This is a genomic window from Nonomuraea sp. GTA35 (assembly GCF_041950525.1).
In the GTDB taxonomy this organism is placed as follows: domain Bacteria; phylum Actinomycetota; class Actinomycetes; order Streptosporangiales; family Streptosporangiaceae; genus Nonomuraea.
The window spans coordinates 358,830-375,970 of record NZ_JBGNUV010000002.1; the positions used below are offsets into that span (position 1 = coordinate 358,830).

The window sequence follows — 17,141 nt, forward strand, 5'->3', positions numbered from 1 at the left end:
TGTCCCCGACCGAGAGAGTCCGCACGTGCCCAACCTGCCCGAGCTCGCGCATCGTACGTTCTTCCGGACGCTTTCCCTGCTCTCCCCCAAGGGGCAGGGCGTGATCCTGCGCCGCTACTTCGACTGGTGGCATCGCACCCCCGATCCCTGGAAGCTGGCGACCGACGGCTACGAGCAGCACAAGTACCGGTCCACGCTCGACCACGTGCCGGCCCGGCCGTACCGGCGCATCGTGGAGGTCGGCTGCGCGGAAGGCGTCTTCACCCACGCGCTCGCCGCCACCTACCCGGAGGCCGAGATCACCGGGATGGACGTGTCGGGACGGGCGCTGGCGCGGGCCCGGGAGCGCGTGCCGGAGGAGCGCGGGCGGGTGCGGTTCGTCCAGGCCGACCTGCTCACGCATCCGGCGGAGCGGCGCTTCGACCTGGCGTTCTGCTCCGAGACGCTCTACTACCTGGGGCGGCACGAGCGGCTGCAGCGGGCTGCAGAGCAGCTCAGCGGGCTGCTGGTGCCCGACGGGGTGCTGGTGGCCGTCCATCCGTGGCCCGAGGCCAACCGGTTGCACGGATACCTGGACGCGCACGAGTCGCTGAAGCGGCTCGGCGAGGAGGTCTACACGGCCTCGGCCCGGCCGTTCGCGGTCACCGTCTACGGCGCGAAACCCTCCTGAGGCCAGCCCTTGTCCAGGCGGCCGGCGGCCGAGCGGCGCACCACCACGCGCCGGATCTCGCCGGTCGCCGTCACGTGTCGCGGGGACTGGGTCTCGCGCAACGTCACGCCTGCCCGGACGGCACCGCGCGGGGCGGGCGGAAGGCGGGGCCCAGGCCGGCGGGACGGGAGCAGACGTGGTCGCGGAAGGCGCGGACCGCCGGCGTCAGCCGCTCCCCAGCGGGCCAGCTCGCCCCGACCGTCCTGAACACGGGCGGCGACAGCGGGATCTCCACCACCATCGGCAACGCCGAGCCGGCGCCGCCGCCGTACCCGCCGCCATGCCCGCCGTCTGGCCTGCCTCCCGCGGGCGGCTGATCCGACCGCGGCAGTACGGCCACCCCCAGCCCCGCCGCCACCAGCCCGCGCACGGTCTCCGACTCCTGCCCCTCGAACGCGATCCGCGGCACGAACCCCGCCGCCGCGCACAGGTCGTCGGTGATCTGCCGCAGCCCGTACCCGTGCTCCAGCGTCACCAGCTCCTCCCCCTCCAGATCCGCCGCCCGCACCCGCGCCCTGGCGGCGAGGCGGTGCGACGGCGGCGCGCACAGCACGAGCTCCTGGTCGGCGAGCGGGCGGCTGACGAGGCCGGGGTCGTCGAGCGGCATGGGCGCGACGAACACCAGGTCGATCTCGCCCTCGTGCAGGGCGTCGAGCATGTCCTGCCGCGACCCCTGCGCCAGGCTGAAGCGGATGCCCGGATTGCGCTCCCGGAACCCGCCGATGAGCGAGGGCACCAGCGTGCGGCCGAGCAGGTGCAGGAAGCCGAGAACGATGCGCCCGCTGCCCGGGTCGATCTCCTCGCGCACCTCCCGGGCGGCTGCGGTCATGGTGGCCAGCGCGCGGGTGGAGGCGGCGGCCAGCGTGCGGCCCGCCCTGGTCAGGCGGATGCCACGGCCGGACGGGAGGACGAGCGGGGCGCCCACGAGCTCGGCCAGCGCGGCGAGGCGGCGGCTGGCGGTGGGCTGGGGGACGCCGAGCAGCTCGGCCGCGCGCGTCACGTGCCCCGTCTCGCCTACGGCGGCCAGCAGCGCGAGGGCCGGGGCCAGGCGGGCGGCCAGGCGATCGTCGGAATCATCCATCACGGTATGAATTATCCCCTATATGCGTATTAGACGTATTTATCAGCCTTGCTTAGCGTTTGGGGGGTGGTGGTTCTCCAGACTTCCGAGCCGGTCGTCGACACGCGGCGGGTGAGCGCCGCCGTGGCCGCGGCGGGGCTGTCGTCCTTCGCCCTGCTGTACGCGCCCCAGCCGGTGCTGCCCCAGCTCGCGGCCGCGTACCGGCTGGACCCGGGCAGCGCCTCCCTGGCGATCGGGGTGGCGACCGCCTGCCTGGCCGTCGCGGTGCTGCCCCTGGCCTGGCTGGCCGGGGTGGCCGGGCGGCGGCGGGTGATCCTCTGGTCCGTGGTGGTGTCGGCGGTGATCGGCCTGCTGCTGCCGCTGGCACCCTCCTTCCCGGCGTTCCTCGTGATGCGCGGGGTGCAGGGGGTCGCGATCGCCGGCTTCGCCGGGGTGGCGGCGGCGTACCTGGCCGACCAGGTCGGCACGGCGAGGCTGGCCGGGGCCGTGGGGGCGATGATCGCGGGCAACTCGGTCGGGGGGATGCTGGGGCGGCTCGGGGCCGGGTTCGCCGCCGGACCGCTGGGGTGGCACGGCGCGATGGTCGCGGTGGCGGGAGTGGCGCTGCTGTGCGCGCTGTTCACCGTCGCGACGCTGCCCGCAGGGGCGGCTGACGGCCACCGGGCGCCCTCCCGCAAGGCGGGCGCGCAGACCGGAGCCGGAACACAGGCCGGGGCCGGAACAGGGGCCGGAGCCGGAACAGGGGCCGGAGCCGGAACACAGGACGGCAGGGCGCGGCTCGGCGTGGGGCTGGTGGCGCCGTTCGCCGTGGGGGCGCTGGCCATGGGGGCGTTCGTGGCGCTGTACAACGCGGCCGGGTTCCGGCTGGCCGCGCCGCCGCTCTCGCTGAGCCCGGCCGCCGCCTCCCTGGTGTTCCTGTCGTACGCCATGGGCACCGCGTCCTCGGCCGCCGCAGGACGGTTGGCGGGTCGCATGGGACGGACGGGCGCGCTCGTGACGGCGCTGGCCGTGACGGTGGCCGGGGCGGCGCTGACCGCGCACCCGTCGCTGCCCGTCATCGCGATCGGCTTCGCCGTCCTGACCGCCGGGTTCTTCGCGGCGCACGCCATCGCCAACGCCTGGGTGACCGCCGACGCGCCCCCGGCCGCCCGGGGCAGGGCCGCCGGCATCTACACGCTCTGCTACTACTTCGGCAGCGGCGCCGGCGGCACGGCGGGCGCCGTCGTGTACGGCCACGCGGGCTGGGCGTGGCTGATCGTCATGACGTCGGCCTGGCTGCTGCTCGCCGCCCTCGCCGTCCTCCTGACGCACCGCCGGCGCACGGCTTCCTGACCGGAGCGCGAAGCTCACGCCGCCGCGGCCCGCACACCGCCCCGCCACGCGGTGTGGTCGTTCGTGGGCGTGGTGCCCGCCTCGTTCTGGCTGCGCAGGATGTGCTGCGAGGCCGCGATCCACCACTACGACGCGGCGGTGACGACCGGCGCCGCGTACGAGATCGCCGGCGAGCTGGCGGCGGAGGTCATCACCGAGGGCATGGAGCTGATGTCGCATTCGCGGGCGGAGACGTTCAAGCCGGAGCCGGCGCTGCTGGAGCACTGGCTCGCGCACAGCGCCTACTGATCAGCGGAAGGCCGGGACCGTGGGCGGCAGGCCCATGAGGACCGCGCCCGCGGCGTCGTACATCGCCGGGCTGAGGAAGGCGTGCTCCTGCGGCACCAGCGCGTCGCCGAGCAGCGCCTGCAGGGGGTGGTCGCGGTAGATCGCGGCGGTGCCCGACAGCGAGACGACCTTGGCCACCACCTCCGCCGCGGTCCTGGCCAGGTGGGCGGCGGACAGGCGCAGGTGCGCGTTCTGCTCGTCGCCGACCTGGCCGCCGGCGGCGAGCGCCTGCCACGCCTCCTGCGCGGCCTCGTAGAAGTAGGCGCGGGCGGAGCGGAGCGCGGCCTCGGCCTCGGCGATGCCGGCGCGGTAGTAGGGCCGGTCGGCCGGCCGCGGCGCGCCGGTGATGCTGCCCCGGCCGCTTCCCTCCCCCTCGGCGAGGTCGAGGGCGGCGCGGGCCACGCCGGCGGAGACGACCGACAGCGACTGGGCGGCGTAGGTGATGGCGGGATAGCGGTAGAGCGGCTCGTCGATCACCGGGGGGCCGCCGCGGATGAACGTCCACTCCCTGCCGATCTCGACGTCGTGGGCGACCAGGTCGAAGGAGCCGGTGCCCTGCATGCCGACGACGTCCCACTCGCGTACGATCTCCAGGCGCTCGGGCCGCACCAGCGCCCCCCGCGGCTTGCCGGAGGTGGAGTCGTCGCCTGGGATGCCGACGACGAGCACGTCGGCGGCCATGCAGCCGCTGGCGAACTTCCACCGGCCGTTGAGCAGGAAGCCCCGCTCGGTGGGGGTGGCCTCCTGGACCGGGAACAGGCCGCCGGCCAGGACGACGTCGGGGCCGTCGGCGTACAGGGCGGCCTGGGTCTCCAGCGGCAGCGAGCCCAGGTAGACGAGCTGGGAGCCGAAGCCGGCGACCCAGCCGGTGGAGCCGTCCACGGCGGAGATGCGCTCGATCTTCCGCAGGAACTCCGCGGGCGGCATCGGCTCGCCGCCGAACCGCATCGGCGTGGAGACCCGGTAGAGGCCGAGCCGTTTGAGCCGGTCGATGAAGTCCTTGGGGACGTAGCGCAGCTCGCGGAACTCCTCGCGGCGGCGGGCCAGCTCCGTAAGCATCTCCTCGAACGAGTCCTCGTCGCGCATCTGCGCCGCTCCTCGCAGCTCCGTCCGGCAGGAAGGGCGTTCCCGTTGTGGCGAGCGCTCCCCCCAGGCTAAGCGCGCACCGGCTCAGAGCTCGACATGGGTGTCGGGATCTCCGCCGAGGCGGTCGCCGGTGTCGAGGGTGCCGAGGCGGGCCAGGTCCTCCGGCGACAGGCTGAAGTCGAACACCTCGAAGTTCTGCCGCATGCGCTCGGGATCGGCCGACTTGGGGATGGGCACGGCGCCGAGCTGCACGTGCCAGCGCAGCACCACCTGGGCCGGCGTACGGCCGTACGCGGCGGCCAGGTCGGTGACGACGGGCTCGTCGAGCAGCTTGGAGCCGCGGCCGAGCGGGCTCCACGACTCGGTCTCGATGTCGTGCTCGGCGTGCCAGGACCGCAGCTCGCCCTGAGCGAAGCCGGGGTGCATCTCCACCTGGTTCACCGCCGGCCAGACGCCGGTCTCCGCCGCCAGCCGCCGGATCTGCTCCGGGGTGAAGTTGGAGACGCCGATGGAGCGCGCCAGGCCCTGCTCGCGCAGGTGCACGAAGGCGCGCCAGGTGTCGGCGTAGAGCCCGCGGCCGGGCAGCGGCCAGTGGATGAGGTAGAGGTCGACGTAGTCGAGGCCGAGCCGGGCCCGGCTCTCCTCGAAGCCGCGCATGGCGGCGTCGTAGCCGTGGTGGGAGCCGCGCAGCTTCGTGGTGACGAACAGTTCCTCGCGGGCCACCGGCGCGTCCGCCACGGCGGCGCCGACGCCGGCCTCGTTGCCGTAGCTCGCGGCCGTGTCGATGAGCCGGTAGCCGAGCGAGACGGCGTGGGTGACGGCCTGGCGGGCCTCCTCGTCGTTCATCGGCCAGGTGCCCAGGCCCAGGCGCGGCATCGGGCGGCCGTCGGCGAGCAGGACAGTCATGATCGTTCCCCCTTGGTGACGCGGACACTCCCCTTACCCCCGCGCCACACCGGCCAATCCGCCGCACCCTGTCACACTGGCGCCCGGGTTTCCGACTAGTACGGTAGACAACTCGTGGAGGTGCGATGTGCTGACCGTGATAGGCGCGGGGTTCCCGCGTACCGGAACCAGCTCCATGAAGGCCGCGCTGGAGCGGCTCGGATTCGGACCCTGTTTTCACATGTTCAACATCCTGACCGAGCCGGCTCGCGCCGGCGACTGGGCACCGCTGGCGGAGGGCGCGGAGGCCGACTGGGAGAAGCTGTTCGACGGGTTCCGTTCGACGCAGGACTGGCCGGCCTCCTACTTCTGGCGGGAGCTGGCGCAGGCGTACCCGGAGGCCAAGGTCGTGCTGACCGTACGCGACCCGCGCGCCTGGTACGCGAGCATGATGACGCTGATCGACAACGGGCCCCGGACCATCATGACCCAGGGCGCCCAGGCGGACCTGCCCCCGGCGGCGCGGGCCGTCTTCGAGGGGATGAACCGGATGCAGCCCGTGCTCAACCGCATGGCCGCCGGCACGTTCGGCCCCGGCAGGACGATGTCCGACGGGCCGGCCGACGAGGAGAGCGCCGTGGCGGCGTTCGAGCGGCACACGGCCACGGTGCGGGCGAGCCTGCCGCCCGAGCGGCTGCTGGTCTTCGACGTGCGCGAGGGGTGGGAGCCGCTGTGCCGGTTCCTCGGCGTGGACGTGCCCGACGAGCCGTTCCCGCATCTCAACGACGGCAAGTCCATGCAGGAGTTCCTGGGACGGCTGATGAAGGGCGACGTCTCCCGCCCGTCGTTCTTCCCCGGCGCGTAGGCGCCGCTCAGCTCTCCAGGTAACGCAGGATCGCCAGCACGCGCCGGCTGTAGCCCGGGTCGCGCGGCAGGTCGAGCTTGTCCATGATGGCGTTGACGTGCTTCTCGACCGTGCTGAGCGACACGTGCAGGCGCTCGGCGATGGCGGCGTTCACGAACCCCTGGGCGAGGTGCCGCAGCACCTCGCCCTCCCGGGGGCTGAGCCTGCTCAGCGGGTCCGTACGGGTGGTGCGGGCCAGGAGCTGGCGCACCACCTCCGGGTCGAACGCCGTGCCGCCCGCGCGCACCCGCTCCAGCGACTCCAGGAACTCGGCCACCTCCGAGACCCGGTCCTTGAGCAGGTAGCCGAGCCCCTCGGTGGATCCGGCCAGGAGCCTGGCGGCGTAGTGCGGCTCGACGTACTGCGACAGGACGAGCACGCCGACGCCCGGCAGCCGTTCGCGGATCTCCAGCGCGGCCCGCAGCCCGTCGTCCTTGTGCCCGGGCGGCATGCGCACGTCGACGACGGCCACGTCGGGGCGGTGCCGGGCGGCCGCGTCGAGCAGCGCGGGCGCGTCGCCGACGGCGGCGGCGACCTCGTGGCCGGCGTCTTCGAGCAGCCGGGTCAGGCCCTCGCGCAGCAGCACGGAGTCGTCGGCCAGGATCACCCGCACGGCGGCGCCTTCGGCAGCGTGGCGGCGATCCTGGTGGGGCCGCCGGGCGGGCTGTCGACGGTGAAGGTGCCGTCGAGCGCCAGGACCCGCCTGGCCAGCCCGGACAGGCCGCCGCCTGACGGGTCGGCGCCGCCCTTGCCGTCGTCCGATATCGCCACGCTCACCGTCCGCTCGTCCTCGGTCAGGACCACCAGGATGTCACGCGCGCCGGCGTGCTTGACCGCGTTGGTGATGGCCTCGCGGGCCACGAAGTACAGGGCGGTCTCGATCTCGGAGGCGGGGCGGGTGGCCAGGCCGTGGTGCACGGTGACGGGCACGCCCGCGCGCTCGGCGACGCCGGCCAGCGCGGCGCGCAGGCCGAGCTCGTCCAGCGCGGTGGGGTAGATCCGCCAGGCGACGCTGCGCAGCTCGTCGAGGAGCTGGCGGGACTCGGTGTACGCCTGGGCCACCAGGTCGGCGATCCCGTCGGGACCCCTCCCCTCCCCACCGGCCCTGTCAGACCTGTCAGCGGTCTTGGCGGCGAGGTCGATGCTGTGCCGGGCCCGGCCGAGCAGCATGGCCAGGGCGACGCCGCGCTGCTGCACCCCGTCGTGCAGGTCGCGCTCGATCCTGCGCCGCTCGTCGTCCACGGCCTTGACGATGCCGGAGCGGGTCTCGGTCAGCTCGGCGATGCGCCGGCGCATCATCGCCTCGCCGGTGGGGCCGAGGAAGTGCGCGGCCAGGCGGCGGTCGAGCGCGGCGACGGCCGCGACCATGAGCACCAGCGTGCCCGCCAGCGCCAGGCCGGCGGTGACGCCCACCGCGCCGCCGCTGGTGACGATCTTCACGCCGGGCAGCTCCAGCGGGACCGTCTCCGAGTCGCCCCAGATCAGGTCCCACGCGCCACCGAACAGCAGCAGGACGGTGAGGAACAGGGTGCTCGCGCAGGTGTACCCGCCGAGCACGCCCAGGGCGGCGCGGGCGGCCAGGAAGGCGTACCCGCCGTCGTGCCGCGCCGGCTCGTGCCCGAGCCACCGGGACAGGCGGGCACGTTCCAGCGCGGTCAGCCGGGCCCGCCCGCGCGCGGCGGCGGGCCGCAGCGCGGGGATCAGCGCGGCGGGCGCCGCCACGGCCAGGAAGATCAGCTCGGCCAGGCCGAGAGCCGTCCCGAGGAGGACTCCGGCCAGGAGGCGGGCGATGCGGGTGCCTGACACGGGCGTGAATTCTAGGCGTCCCGCGACGCGGCGGAACGACCGGCGGCTCGCGGCACGCCACGCCGCCCGGCCGCCCATCAGGCGTCGCGGCGGCGCAGGACGGCGTGGCCCGCCACCACGGCGGCCGCCGTCCAGGCCAGCAGCCACACCAGCCCCTCCCCCGGCGAGTACGGCATGGGCCCGCCGGTGAGGTTCTCCGTGCTGTCCATGAACGCCAGCCCGGCGAACATCGGCATCCGCAGCGAGGCGTCGAGCAGCGCCGGCAGCCCGGTCATGAGGATCACCAGCGGCAGCCCCATGAGCAGCATGAACATCACGGTCAGGGTGCCCGCCGCGCTGCGCATCGCCGCGCCGACCCCCACGGTCATCACCGACACCAGCGCGTAGAACACCCCCATGTCGAGCAGGTCCACCACGATGTCGCCGATCGGCAGCACCACGAGCCCGCCGAACACGTCGATCGACAGCAGCAGGTACACGGCCACCGTCGCCACCGCGCCCGTGACCACCCCCACCGCGAACATCACCGGCCCGACCACCAGTGCCTTGGCCGCCAGCACCACCCCTCGCACGGGCGTGGCCTGCAGCGTGACCCGGATGCCGCCGGAGGCGTACTCGGAGGTGATCACCAGCATGGCCATCGCCACCAGCGCGAACTGCACGAACGACGTACCGGAGATCACGGCCTCGCTGGGCACGATCCGCACGCCGTCCGCGCCGTCGCGCAGCGCCTCGGTGGCGGCCCCGCCGCCCAGGGTGACGGAGGTGAGCACGGTGAGCACGAGCGCGCCGGCCAGGCACCACCACGTGGACCTGACCGACCACAGCTTCGCCCACTCGGCCCCGACCGCCTGCCACAGCATCCTCATGAACCCTCCCCGCGTGCCCTCCCGCGTCCTCACCTGGTCGCCCCGTACTCGACGCTGCCCGCGGTCAGCTCCTGGTAGGCCTGCTCCAGCGAGGCCTCCTTGGCGCGCAGCTCGTGCAGCCGGATCCCGGCCTCGTACGCCAGGTCGCCGACCCGTTCGATCGCGGCCCCGGTGACCTCCAGCTCGTTCTCGCCGGACCGGTCCACCGTCATCCCGGCCCCGCGCAGCAGCGCCGCGAGGTCGCCGGCGTGCGGGCTGCGGACCAGCACGGCCGTCAGCGAGCTGCCCGCCAGGACGTCCGCGAGCGGCGCGTCCATGATGAGCCGCCCCTTGCCGATCACCACGAGGTGGTCGGCGGTGAGCTGCATCTCGCTCATCAGGTGGCTGGAGACGAACACCGTCCGCCCCTCGGCGGCCAGCGACCGCATGAGCCCGCGCACCCACCGCACGCCGTCCGGGTCCAGCCCGTTGACGGGCTCGTCGAACATCAGCACCTCGGGGTCGCCCAGCAGCGCCGCCGCGATCCCGAGCCGCTGGCTCATCCCGAGTGACAGCGTCCCGGCCCGCTTGCCCGCCGCGCCCGCCATGCCCACGGTCTCCAGCACCTCCTCCACGCGCCGCCGCGGGATGCCGTTGCTGCGGGCCAGCGCCACCAGGTGGGCCCGGCCGCTGCGGCCCGGGTGCACGGCGCGCGCGTCGAGCAGCGCGCCGACGGTGCGCAGCGGGTTCGTGATGCGGCGGTACGGCACGCCGCCGACGAGCGCGGTGCCGGAGGTGGGGTGGTCGAGGCCGAGGACGAGGCGCATCGTGGTCGACTTGCCTGCGCCGTTCGGGCCGAGGAACCCGGTGACGGTGCCCGGTCTCAGGTCCAGTGTCAGGTCGTCGACCGCGAGCCGGTCGCCGTACCGTTTGGTCAAACCCTTCAGACTGATCACGTCAGCTCACGCTAGGGACCTGCGGTCCCGGCGGCCATGGGGGCAGCCCGCCGACCTCGATGGCGGGAAACCGTAAATCGGCCGGCCGTTCCCTGGCACGTGTCGCGCCTCCCGAGGCGGGTCCGCCGCTTGCGGGCCCGGCGGGTGTCAGGTCTCGAAGGCGGTCCTGGCGAGGTCGTGGGAGCGGCCGGCGACGTCCTCCTCCGCCCGCCTGAACGCCTCCATGATGGCCTCGGCCAGCGCCTGCGAGCCGAGCCGCAGCGCGCGGGGGTCGAGGTGCAGCCCCGCCAGCGATCCCGTGGCCGACAGCTCGACGGCGACCTGGCCGCCGGCGCTCTCGCCACGCCCGGTCGTCTCCCGCAGCAGGCGGCTCACCTCCTCCAGGCGGGCCGTGCCGGCGGCCAGTTCGGCCAGGGCGCGGTCGAGCTCGGGGTCTCCGGTTCGCGGCGGTGTCGTCATGGCGGGCTCCTGGCGTACTGCGGGCTTGGGTCAGCGTTTGAACAGGAACGCCCTGGGCGCGTGGGCCAGCGCCGAGCGCAGGGCGCCCTCGTCGGACAGGTCCCCACTGGCGACGAGGGGGTAGACGGTGGCGGCCGACAGGGTGCGGCGGAAGAACTTGCCGGCGGGCCCGGTGCCGAGCAGCGTCTCGGTGATCCGCGCCGGGGGGAGGAACCTGCGGACGTCGCTCAGGCCCTTGATGCCGCCGTTGTAGGCCATCTCGGCGACGAAGTGCCTGCCCGCGTACTCCCAGAGGTTGCCCATGGGCTGCCCGGTGGCGGCCGAGCTCGCCGCGTGCACGCCGGTCTTGAGCCCGGCCCACAGCACGGAGTCCGCCAGCGCGTCGAGCCCCTCGCGCACCAGGTAGGTGCCGACGCGCCGGTTGCCGGCGCGCTGCTCCAGGATCGCCTTGGTGATCTTCTGGAAGATCGTGCGTTCCAGCCTGGCCCGGGCCACGAGCCACTTGAACGCCTGCTCCGCCGCGATCCTGGCGGCCGGGTAGAGGAAGCCGAACAGCATGGTGAAGGCCATGGCGGCGAGCTGGGTGCCGATGATCAGGAGCTGCTCGCGGTGCTGCTCGACGGCCTCGGCGTACTCGTCGCAGCCGGCCGCCAGGTCCTCCAGCTCCTCCTGGAGGGCGGCGTAGCGGGGGCCCAGCTCGTACGGCCACACGTCGGCGAAGCGGGAGACCGTCCGGCTGTCGTTGGCCTTGCGGGCCTCGGCGACGGCGGTCCCGGTGTCGCGGGCGAGCGCGCCGATGCCGGTGGCGAGCTCGCGCAGCGCGGTGGCCCTGGCCCGCAGGCTGGTGACGTCGGCCGCCGGCACGTGCACGCCGGCGAACCAGGCCAGCGCCTGGAAGGGGTCGAACATCAGGCGCCCTCCTGCCGGGGCGGGGCCTGCGGGACCGGTGGCTCGGGGAGGTCGGGGATCGCGGGCAGGGTGCCGATGATGTGCAGCTCCAGGTAGTCCCACAGGGCGTCGAGGTCGCGCAGTCCCGCGGCGGAGGTGAAGCTCTTGTCGGCGATGCGCCGCATGGCGTCGGCGAGGGAGTCGTAGCCGTCGGCGTACCACTCGGCGAACGCGCGCCCCTCGTCGTCGCCGCCGACCAGGCCGGAGGTGGTGGCCAGGGGCGAGGAGGCGCGCAGCAGGGCCGTCACGTCGTCGCCGGTCCGGTCGAAGCGCCGGGCGAGCTTGCGGATGGACGTCCAGTCGATGAGGACCCCGTCGCCGCTCGCGGCGGCCGACTCGCCGGACAAATCCGCCATTAACCCTCCATGCGGGAAGAAATAACTACTTACGCACATTAACGGCCGTAAATTTCCGCGGTGTTAAGGGTTGCGTTCATTCAGGAACAAGCGGCGTTCATCCACTCCGGCGCGGCGCTGAGCAGCGCGCCCAGCTCTTCCATGAGGTCGCCGTCCGCGGCGTCCCCCACCCTGGCCAGGTCCTCGATGCGCTGGCACAGCTCCGCCTCGCGGGTCGCGCCGACCGTCGCGCAGGCCCCCTTGAGCCGGTGCGCGAGCCCGGCCGCCGCCGCCTGGTCGCCGTCCCGCACGGCCTGCCTGAGCTCCTCGAACGTGCGGGTGGCGGTCGCCAGGTACGCCCGCGCCACGTCGGCCAGCGCCTCCTGCGACAGCCCGGCCAGCTCGGGCGGCAGCCCGGCGGAGGCCGCCCACTCCGGGATCCTGGCCAGCACGCGCGGCCAGTCGACCGGCTTGGCCAGGTGGTCGTCCATGCCCGCCTCCAGGCACCGGATCCGGTCGTCCGGCATGGCCGCGGCGGTCATCGCGATGATCGGGGTGTGCGCCTCCTCGCGCTCCCTGATCTCCTCGGTCGCGGCCAGTCCGTCGAGCACGGGGAGCTGGCAGTCCATGAACACCAGGTCGTATCGGCCGGCCAGCACGGCTCGCACGGCCTGCCTGCCGTCGTCCACCACGTCGACCTCGTGCCCGGCCTGGCTCAGCACGAGCATCGCCACCTGGCGGCTCACCTCGTCGTCCTCGGCCACCAGGATGCGCGCGCCCTCGGTCAGGCCGGTGGCCTGGGCGCTCTCGCGCTGCTCGCCGTCGCACTCCGCGATGCCCAGGGCGTTCTCCACGGCGGCGAGCAGGCGGCGGCGGCTGAGCGGCCGGGTGATCGACTGCACGGCCCGCTCCCCCGCCGCGCCCGGCCAGGCGAACCCGGCGCGGCCCGGAGTGACGACCACGATCACGCTGGTGGCCTGGAGCGACGGGTCGTTGAGGATGGCGTCGGCGAGCGAGTGCGGCGCGCTGAGGTCGGCGGGGTGCCCCGCACCCAGGTCGAGGGCGACGACGGCCAGCTCGTACGGCCGCCCGTCCGCGGCGGCGGCACGCAGGCGGGCCAGCGCCGTCACCTCGTCCCTGGTCTCCTCCACCTCGGCCCCGGCCTGCTCCAGGCAGCGCGCGGCCAGCGTGCGGTCCTCGGGCCGCGGGTCGGCGACCAGCGCGCGCCGCCCCTCCAGCGCTCCGGCGCCCGGCTCCGACCAGGTGAGCACGTCCACCGGCAGCGTGGCCCAGAACCGGCTGCCCACGCCCTCCACGCTGTCGAGCCCGATCTGCCCGCCCATGAGCTCGACGAGCTGCCTGCTGATGGCCAGCCCCAGCCCGCTGCCGCCGGTCCTGCGCGTGATGGGCGAGTCCACCTGGCGGAAGACGCCGAAGACCCGCTCCCGGTCCTGCGGCCCGACCCCGATGCCCGTGTCGGCCACCGCGAACCTGAGCACCACCCGCTCCTGGCCCGGCTCGCCCTCGTCGAGCGCCACGTGCAGGTCCACGCCGCCCTGGACGGTGAACTTCAGCGCGTTGCCGACCAGGTTCGTCAGCACCTGGCGCAGCCGCGCCGGGTCGCCCGCCACCTGGCGGGGCACGTTCTCGTCGAGCCGCAGCGTGAGCCAGAGCCCCTGCTCGTACGCGTGCGGCGCGAACGGCGCCACGACCTCGTCGCACAGCCGCGGCAGGTCGAACGGCACGGCCTCCACCTGCAGGTGCCCGGCCTCGATCCTGGACAGGTCGAGGAAGTCGTCGAGCAGGCGCAGCACGTTCTGCGCCGACTCCTGGGCGGTGCTGGCGTAGTAACGCTGCTCCTCGTCCAGGCGGGTGCCCATGAGCAGGGAGTTCATGCCGAGCACGCCGTTGATGGGGGTGCGGATCTCGTGGCTGATCTTGGCCACGAACTCCGACTTGGCGCTGGAGGCGCTGATCGCCTCGTCCCTGGCCGCGGCCAGCTCGGCGGCGTACGTGGAGAGCTGGGCCTGCGCCCGGCGGCGGCCACGGGTGCTGTGGATCTGCAGGCCGAGGCCGATGAGGATGAGCAGGGCGAGCAGGAGCGCGACGGTGAGCACGTTCGTGCGCAGCTTGTCGGCGGAGGCCAGCGCCTCGCCGGCGGAGACCTCGGCGGTGACCGTCCAGCCGATGCCGGGGATGGGCTCGGAGGCCGACAGGACCGTGCCGTCGATGCCGCGGAACTCGCCGCTCCACGCCCGCCCGGCCAGTGCGGCGTCCACCCGGGGGTCCTCGCGCAGGGACGTGAGCGCGAACAGCTTCCTGCCGGGGTCGGCGACCAGCACGCCCGCCCTGTCGGTGATGAGCAGCCGGATGTCCTGCGCCTCGGCGGCGTCCTCGGCGAACTCCTGGATGGCGTCGAGGCTGTAGACGACGGTGAGCATGCCGAGCATGCGGGTGCCGTCGGCGCTGGGGATGGGCGCGGCCACCGCGACGGCCCTGGACACGCCTACCATGGTGGGTGTGTACGCCTGCGAGACGTGCGCCTGGCGCCGGTCGCGCACCGCGCGGTACCAGTCGGTGGTGGTGATGTCCTGCGGGAGCACGGTCGGCGGCTCCGCGCCTCTGATCTTGCCCTCGGGGGAGTTCACGATCAGGCCGCTGACCCCGTCGCGCAGCCGCTCCAGCTCGCCGAGCCAGTCCCGCATCGTGGCGCTGGTGACCTCGTCCACCGCCTCGCGCACCTGGGGCCGCTGGGCGAAGGCGGTGACGAGCTGCTTGAGGGAGTCCATCTGCTGCTCCACCACGACCCGGCTGACGGACGCGGTGGTCCTGACACGCTCGCGGACCTCGTCGCTCATCGCGTTCTCCGACAGCGAGATGCTGGACGAGGTGAGCAGCGCCAGGGGCAGCAGGCCGAGCAACGTCCACAGGGCCGTCACCGCGAGCAACCATCGCACGGGCGTCCGTCCCTCCCCCCACTCGCTCGCGTACAGATTAGGAGGAAACCGGCCTGCGCGCCGGTTCCCGGTGAGCAGAACGAGCAAAAGGTGATCTTTTTTATTAAAACCCGCTTAAGCTGCAGTGATCTACCTGATTGACGAGGAGCGTGGCGGTGCCTGAGCTCAGGGACATCACCGTTCTCATCGTGGACGACGACCCGGTCGTCACGGCGGCCCTGCACGCGCAGGTCAACCGGGTGCTCGGGTTCAGGGTCGTGGGCATCGCGCACACCGGGCACGCGGCGCTGGCCGCGGCCGGGCGGTTCGCGCCGCGCCTGGTCCTGCTCGATCTGCACCTGCCTGACATGCCCGGTCTGGAGGTGGCGCACCGGCTGCGCCGCCCGGACCAGCCGCCCGCCGACGTCATCGTGATCTCCGGGCGCAAGGAGTCGGCCACGGTACGCGCCGCCATCCAGCGCGGCGCGCTCAACTACCTGGTCAAGCCGACCAGGGCGGGCACGCTGGAGCAGGCCCTGCTGCGCTACGCCGCCACCGTCAAGCAGCTCGAGTCCGAGTCCCGCTTCACCGACCAGCAGGAGATCGACAACCTCTTCCGCTCGCTCCACCTCGACGTGGGCACCCGCCCCAAGAGCATCTCCGCCTCCACCGAGCAGGCGGTGCTGGACGCGCTGTCGGAGGTCGAGGACGCCTCGGCCGACGAGCTGGCGGCCAAGGTCGGCGTCAGCCGGGCCACCGCCCGCCGCTACCTGGAGCACCTGTCCGAACGAGGGCTGGTCGAGGGCCGGCCGAAGTACGGGACCACGGGACGGCCCCAGCACCGGTACCGCATCCGATGAGGGTGCTCCGGGCGTTAGCCGTGGCCGTGCTGGTCGGCCTGCTGCCCGCCGCCTGCGGCGAGGCGAGCGCCTTCCCCGAGGACACCACGATGTCCCGCATCAGGGAGCGCGGCATCCTCACCGTGGGCATCAAGTTCGACCAGCCGATCTTCGGCTACAAGGACCCCGCCAGCGGGCGGATCACCGGGTTCGACGCCGAGATGGCGCGGCTGGTGGCCAGGGACCTGACCGGCAGCGAGCGCAACATCCGCTTCGTCGAGACGGTCTCGAGCGAGCGCGAGAACTTCATCGAGCAGGGCGTGGTGGACCTCGTCATCGCCACCTACTCGATCACCGAGACCCGCGCCCAGCGGGTCACGTTCACCGACCCGTACTACTACGCCGGGCAGGACCTGCTGGTACGCGTCGGCGACTCCACCATCAACCAGGTCTCCGACCTGAAGGGCAAGACCGTCTGCACGGCCCGCGGCTCCACCTCGGTCGAGCGGCTGCGCGCCACGGTGCCCGGCATTCACCTGGAGGTCGTGGACGCGTACAGCATCTGCGTGCCCGCGCTGATCGCCGGGCGGGTGGACGCGGTCAGCACCGACGACACCATCCTGCTCGGCCTCTACGCCCAGCACCCCGACACGCTGCGGCTGGTCGGCAAGCCGTTCGCGCGCGAGCCGTACGGGATGGGCATGCGCAAGCAGGACACCGCCTTCCGCGACTACCTCAACGGGCTGATCGCCCGCTGGCTGTGCAACGGCGAGTGGGACCGCGCCTACATGGCCACCGTCGGGGTCTCCGGCACCACCTCGGAATCCGCGAAACCGGCACCTCGCCCGGCCAATTGCTGAGCAGAACGATCACAAGCCTTTCCGCGCCACATGCGGCTCCTACGGTTACGCCAACGCTGACCGAGACAAGGAGCGTGACGCATGACCCAGGCGGACCTGATCGTCCTGGACCAGGTCAACAAGCGCTTTGGCGATCACCATGTGCTCAAGGACGTCAACCTGACCGTACGGCAGGGCGAGGTCGTCGTGATCATCGGCCCGTCCGGGGCGGGCAAGTCCACCCTGTGCCGCGCGATCAACCGGCTGGAGACGATCGACTCCGGCACGATCAGCCTCGACGGGACGCCGCTGCCGGCTGAGGGCAAGGAACTGGCCAGGCTGCGCGCCGAGGTCGGCATGGTGTTCCAGTCGTTCAACCTCTTCGCGCACAAGACCGTCCTGGACAACGTCGTCCTCGGGCAGGTGCACGTGCTCAAGCGGTCGAAGGACGAGGCCGTGCGCAAGGCCCGCGAGCTGCTCGACCGCGTCGGCATCGGCGGCCAGGCCGCCAAGTTCCCCGCCCAGCTCTCCGGCGGGCAGCAGCAGCGGGTCGCCATCGCCAGGGCGCTGGCCATGGACCCGAAGGCGATCCTGTTCGACGAGCCCACCTCGGCGCTGGACCCGGAGATGGTCAACGAGGTGCTGGACGTCATGACGGGCCTCGCCCGCGAAGGCATGACCATGGTCGTCGTCACCCACGAGATGGGCTTCGCCCGCCGTGCGGCCGACCGGGTCGTGTTCATGGCCGACGGCGAGATCGTCGAGCAGAACACCCCTGACACCTTCTTCGGCGCGCCCAGCAGCGACCGCGCCCAGTCCTTCCTCGCCAAGATCCTTACCCACTAAGGAGC

The 17,141-nt window shown here is 73.3% G+C and carries 18 protein-coding genes and 1 pseudogene; 7 read left to right on the forward strand and 12 right to left on the reverse strand.

Going from position 1 to position 17,141, the window contains the following annotated elements:
• Positions 1-25 precede the first annotated feature (25 nt).
• The gene (locus ACBJ32_RS08385) at positions 26-670 is read left to right on the forward strand and encodes a class I SAM-dependent methyltransferase (protein ID WP_375126230.1); all 645 of its coding nucleotides are present in this window, start codon (positions 26-28) and stop codon (positions 668-670) included.
• Here the strand turns inward: ACBJ32_RS08385 and ACBJ32_RS08390 are convergent.
• Positions 649-777 (reverse strand): hypothetical protein, encoded by a 129-nt coding sequence (locus tag ACBJ32_RS08390; protein WP_375126231.1) that lies wholly within the window; start codon positions 775-777, stop codon positions 649-651. The genes ACBJ32_RS08385 and ACBJ32_RS08390 overlap by 22 nt on opposite strands.
• Entirely contained in the window at positions 774-1,790 is a 1,017-nt protein-coding gene (locus tag ACBJ32_RS08395) for a LysR substrate-binding domain-containing protein (RefSeq protein ID WP_375126939.1), read from the reverse strand. Before ACBJ32_RS08395 ends, ACBJ32_RS08390 begins: the two co-directional genes overlap by 4 nt.
• A 66-nt stretch (positions 1,791-1,856) precedes the next feature.
• On the opposite strand from ACBJ32_RS08395, the gene ACBJ32_RS08400 reads away from it, so the two are divergent.
• Complete coding sequence (locus tag ACBJ32_RS08400) at positions 1,857-3,122, forward strand: MFS transporter (RefSeq protein ID WP_375126232.1); 1,266 nt, start codon at positions 1,857-1,859, stop codon at positions 3,120-3,122.
• A 21-nt stretch (positions 3,123-3,143) separates the two neighbouring features.
• Positions 3,144-3,410 (forward strand): annotated as a pseudogene (locus tag ACBJ32_RS08405) (maleylpyruvate isomerase N-terminal domain-containing protein); the annotation flags it as partial.
• Here ACBJ32_RS08405 and ACBJ32_RS08410 read toward each other — a convergent pair.
• Both ACBJ32_RS08410 and ACBJ32_RS08415 read right to left on the reverse strand, forming a co-directional pair.
• Complete coding sequence (locus tag ACBJ32_RS08410; RefSeq protein WP_375126233.1) at positions 3,411-4,535, reverse strand: acyl-CoA dehydrogenase family protein; 1,125 nt, start codon at positions 4,533-4,535, stop codon at positions 3,411-3,413. It lies immediately after the preceding pseudogene.
• An 84-nt stretch (positions 4,536-4,619) separates the two neighbouring features.
• Positions 4,620-5,441 carry an aldo/keto reductase gene (locus ACBJ32_RS08415; protein WP_375126234.1) on the reverse strand — a complete coding sequence of 274 codons (822 nt, stop codon included), beginning with the start codon at positions 5,439-5,441 and terminating at the stop codon, positions 4,620-4,622.
• 136 nt (positions 5,442-5,577) lie between these two features.
• Between ACBJ32_RS08415 and ACBJ32_RS08420 the strand changes: the two genes are divergently transcribed.
• Positions 5,578-6,285, forward strand: a complete 708-nt coding sequence (locus ACBJ32_RS08420) for a sulfotransferase family protein (RefSeq protein ID WP_375126940.1) — start codon at positions 5,578-5,580, stop codon at positions 6,283-6,285.
• Positions 6,286-6,292: 7 nt separating this feature from the next.
• Here ACBJ32_RS08420 and ACBJ32_RS08425 read toward each other — a convergent pair whose 3' ends face one another.
• The 8 genes from ACBJ32_RS08425 to ACBJ32_RS08460 form a co-directional block, all read right to left on the reverse strand.
• Complete coding sequence (locus ACBJ32_RS08425; protein ID WP_357883009.1) at positions 6,293-6,937, reverse strand: response regulator transcription factor; 645 nt, start codon at positions 6,935-6,937, stop codon at positions 6,293-6,295.
• A complete protein-coding gene (locus ACBJ32_RS08430; RefSeq protein ID WP_375126235.1) occupies positions 6,928-8,130 on the reverse strand; it encodes a sensor histidine kinase in 1,203 nt (400 codons plus the stop codon). The genes ACBJ32_RS08425 and ACBJ32_RS08430 overlap by 10 nt, the downstream gene beginning before the upstream one ends.
• A 77-nt stretch (positions 8,131-8,207) precedes the next feature.
• Positions 8,208-8,999: an ABC transporter permease gene (locus ACBJ32_RS08435; protein ID WP_375126236.1), complete on the reverse strand. Its 792-nt coding sequence runs from the start codon at positions 8,997-8,999 to the stop codon at positions 8,208-8,210.
• Between the two features lie 29 nt (positions 9,000-9,028).
• A complete protein-coding gene (locus ACBJ32_RS08440) occupies positions 9,029-9,934 on the reverse strand; it encodes an ATP-binding cassette domain-containing protein (protein WP_375126237.1) in 906 nt (301 codons plus the stop codon).
• A gap of 147 nt (positions 9,935-10,081) precedes the next feature.
• A complete protein-coding gene (locus tag ACBJ32_RS08445) occupies positions 10,082-10,393 on the reverse strand; it encodes a YbaB/EbfC family nucleoid-associated protein (protein WP_375126238.1) in 312 nt (103 codons plus the stop codon).
• A 30-nt stretch (positions 10,394-10,423) separates the two neighbouring features.
• On the reverse strand, positions 10,424-11,302 hold the full coding sequence (locus ACBJ32_RS08450) for a hypothetical protein (RefSeq protein ID WP_375126239.1): 879 nt from the start codon (positions 11,300-11,302) through the stop codon (positions 10,424-10,426).
• Positions 11,302-11,697 carry a hypothetical protein gene (locus ACBJ32_RS08455; RefSeq protein ID WP_375126240.1) on the reverse strand — a complete coding sequence of 132 codons (396 nt, stop codon included), beginning with the start codon at positions 11,695-11,697 and terminating at the stop codon, positions 11,302-11,304. Before ACBJ32_RS08455 ends, ACBJ32_RS08450 begins: the two co-directional genes overlap by 1 nt.
• A gap of 80 nt (positions 11,698-11,777) precedes the next feature.
• Entirely contained in the window at positions 11,778-14,633 is a 2,856-nt protein-coding gene (locus ACBJ32_RS08460) for a response regulator (protein WP_375126241.1), read from the reverse strand.
• Between the two features lie 155 nt (positions 14,634-14,788).
• Here ACBJ32_RS08460 and ACBJ32_RS08465 point away from each other — a divergent pair, with 155 nt between their 5' ends.
• The 3 genes from ACBJ32_RS08465 to ACBJ32_RS08475 all read left to right on the forward strand — a co-directional run bounded on the left by ACBJ32_RS08465 (position 14,789) and on the right by ACBJ32_RS08475 (position 17,136).
• The gene (locus ACBJ32_RS08465; RefSeq protein WP_357883032.1) at positions 14,789-15,472 is read left to right on the forward strand and encodes a response regulator; all 684 of its coding nucleotides are present in this window, start codon (positions 14,789-14,791) and stop codon (positions 15,470-15,472) included.
• Between the two features lie 2 nt (positions 15,473-15,474).
• Positions 15,475-16,311: a glutamate ABC transporter substrate-binding protein gene (locus ACBJ32_RS08470; RefSeq protein WP_357883035.1), complete on the forward strand. Its 837-nt coding sequence runs from the start codon at positions 15,475-15,477 to the stop codon at positions 16,309-16,311.
• 81 nt (positions 16,312-16,392) lie between these two features.
• Positions 16,393-17,136 (forward strand): amino acid ABC transporter ATP-binding protein, encoded by a 744-nt coding sequence (locus ACBJ32_RS08475; RefSeq protein WP_357883038.1) that lies wholly within the window; start codon positions 16,393-16,395, stop codon positions 17,134-17,136.
• Positions 17,137-17,141: the final 5 nt, after the last annotated feature.

Excerpts from the sequence above, each read along its gene's own strand:
- ACBJ32_RS08395 (WP_375126939.1), bottom strand. The coding sequence starts at position 1,790 with ATGGATGATTCCGACGATCGCCTGGCCGCCCGCCTGGCCCCGGCCCTC.
- ACBJ32_RS08410 (WP_375126233.1), bottom strand. The coding sequence starts at position 4,535 with ATGCGCGACGAGGACTCGTTCGAGGAGATGCTTACGGAGCTGGCCCGC.
- ACBJ32_RS08415 (WP_375126234.1), bottom strand. The coding sequence starts at position 5,441 with ATGACTGTCCTGCTCGCCGACGGCCGCCCGATGCCGCGCCTGGGCCTG.
- ACBJ32_RS08435 (WP_375126236.1), bottom strand. The coding sequence starts at position 8,999 with ATGAGGATGCTGTGGCAGGCGGTCGGGGCCGAGTGGGCGAAGCTGTGG.
- ACBJ32_RS08445 (WP_375126238.1), bottom strand. The coding sequence starts at position 10,393 with ATGACGACACCGCCGCGAACCGGAGACCCCGAGCTCGACCGCGCCCTG.
- ACBJ32_RS08450 (WP_375126239.1), bottom strand. The coding sequence starts at position 11,302 with ATGTTCGACCCCTTCCAGGCGCTGGCCTGGTTCGCCGGCGTGCACGTG.
- ACBJ32_RS08455 (WP_375126240.1), bottom strand. The coding sequence starts at position 11,697 with ATGGCGGATTTGTCCGGCGAGTCGGCCGCCGCGAGCGGCGACGGGGTC.
- ACBJ32_RS08475 (WP_357883038.1), top strand. The coding sequence starts at position 16,393 with ATGACCCAGGCGGACCTGATCGTCCTGGACCAGGTCAACAAGCGCTTT.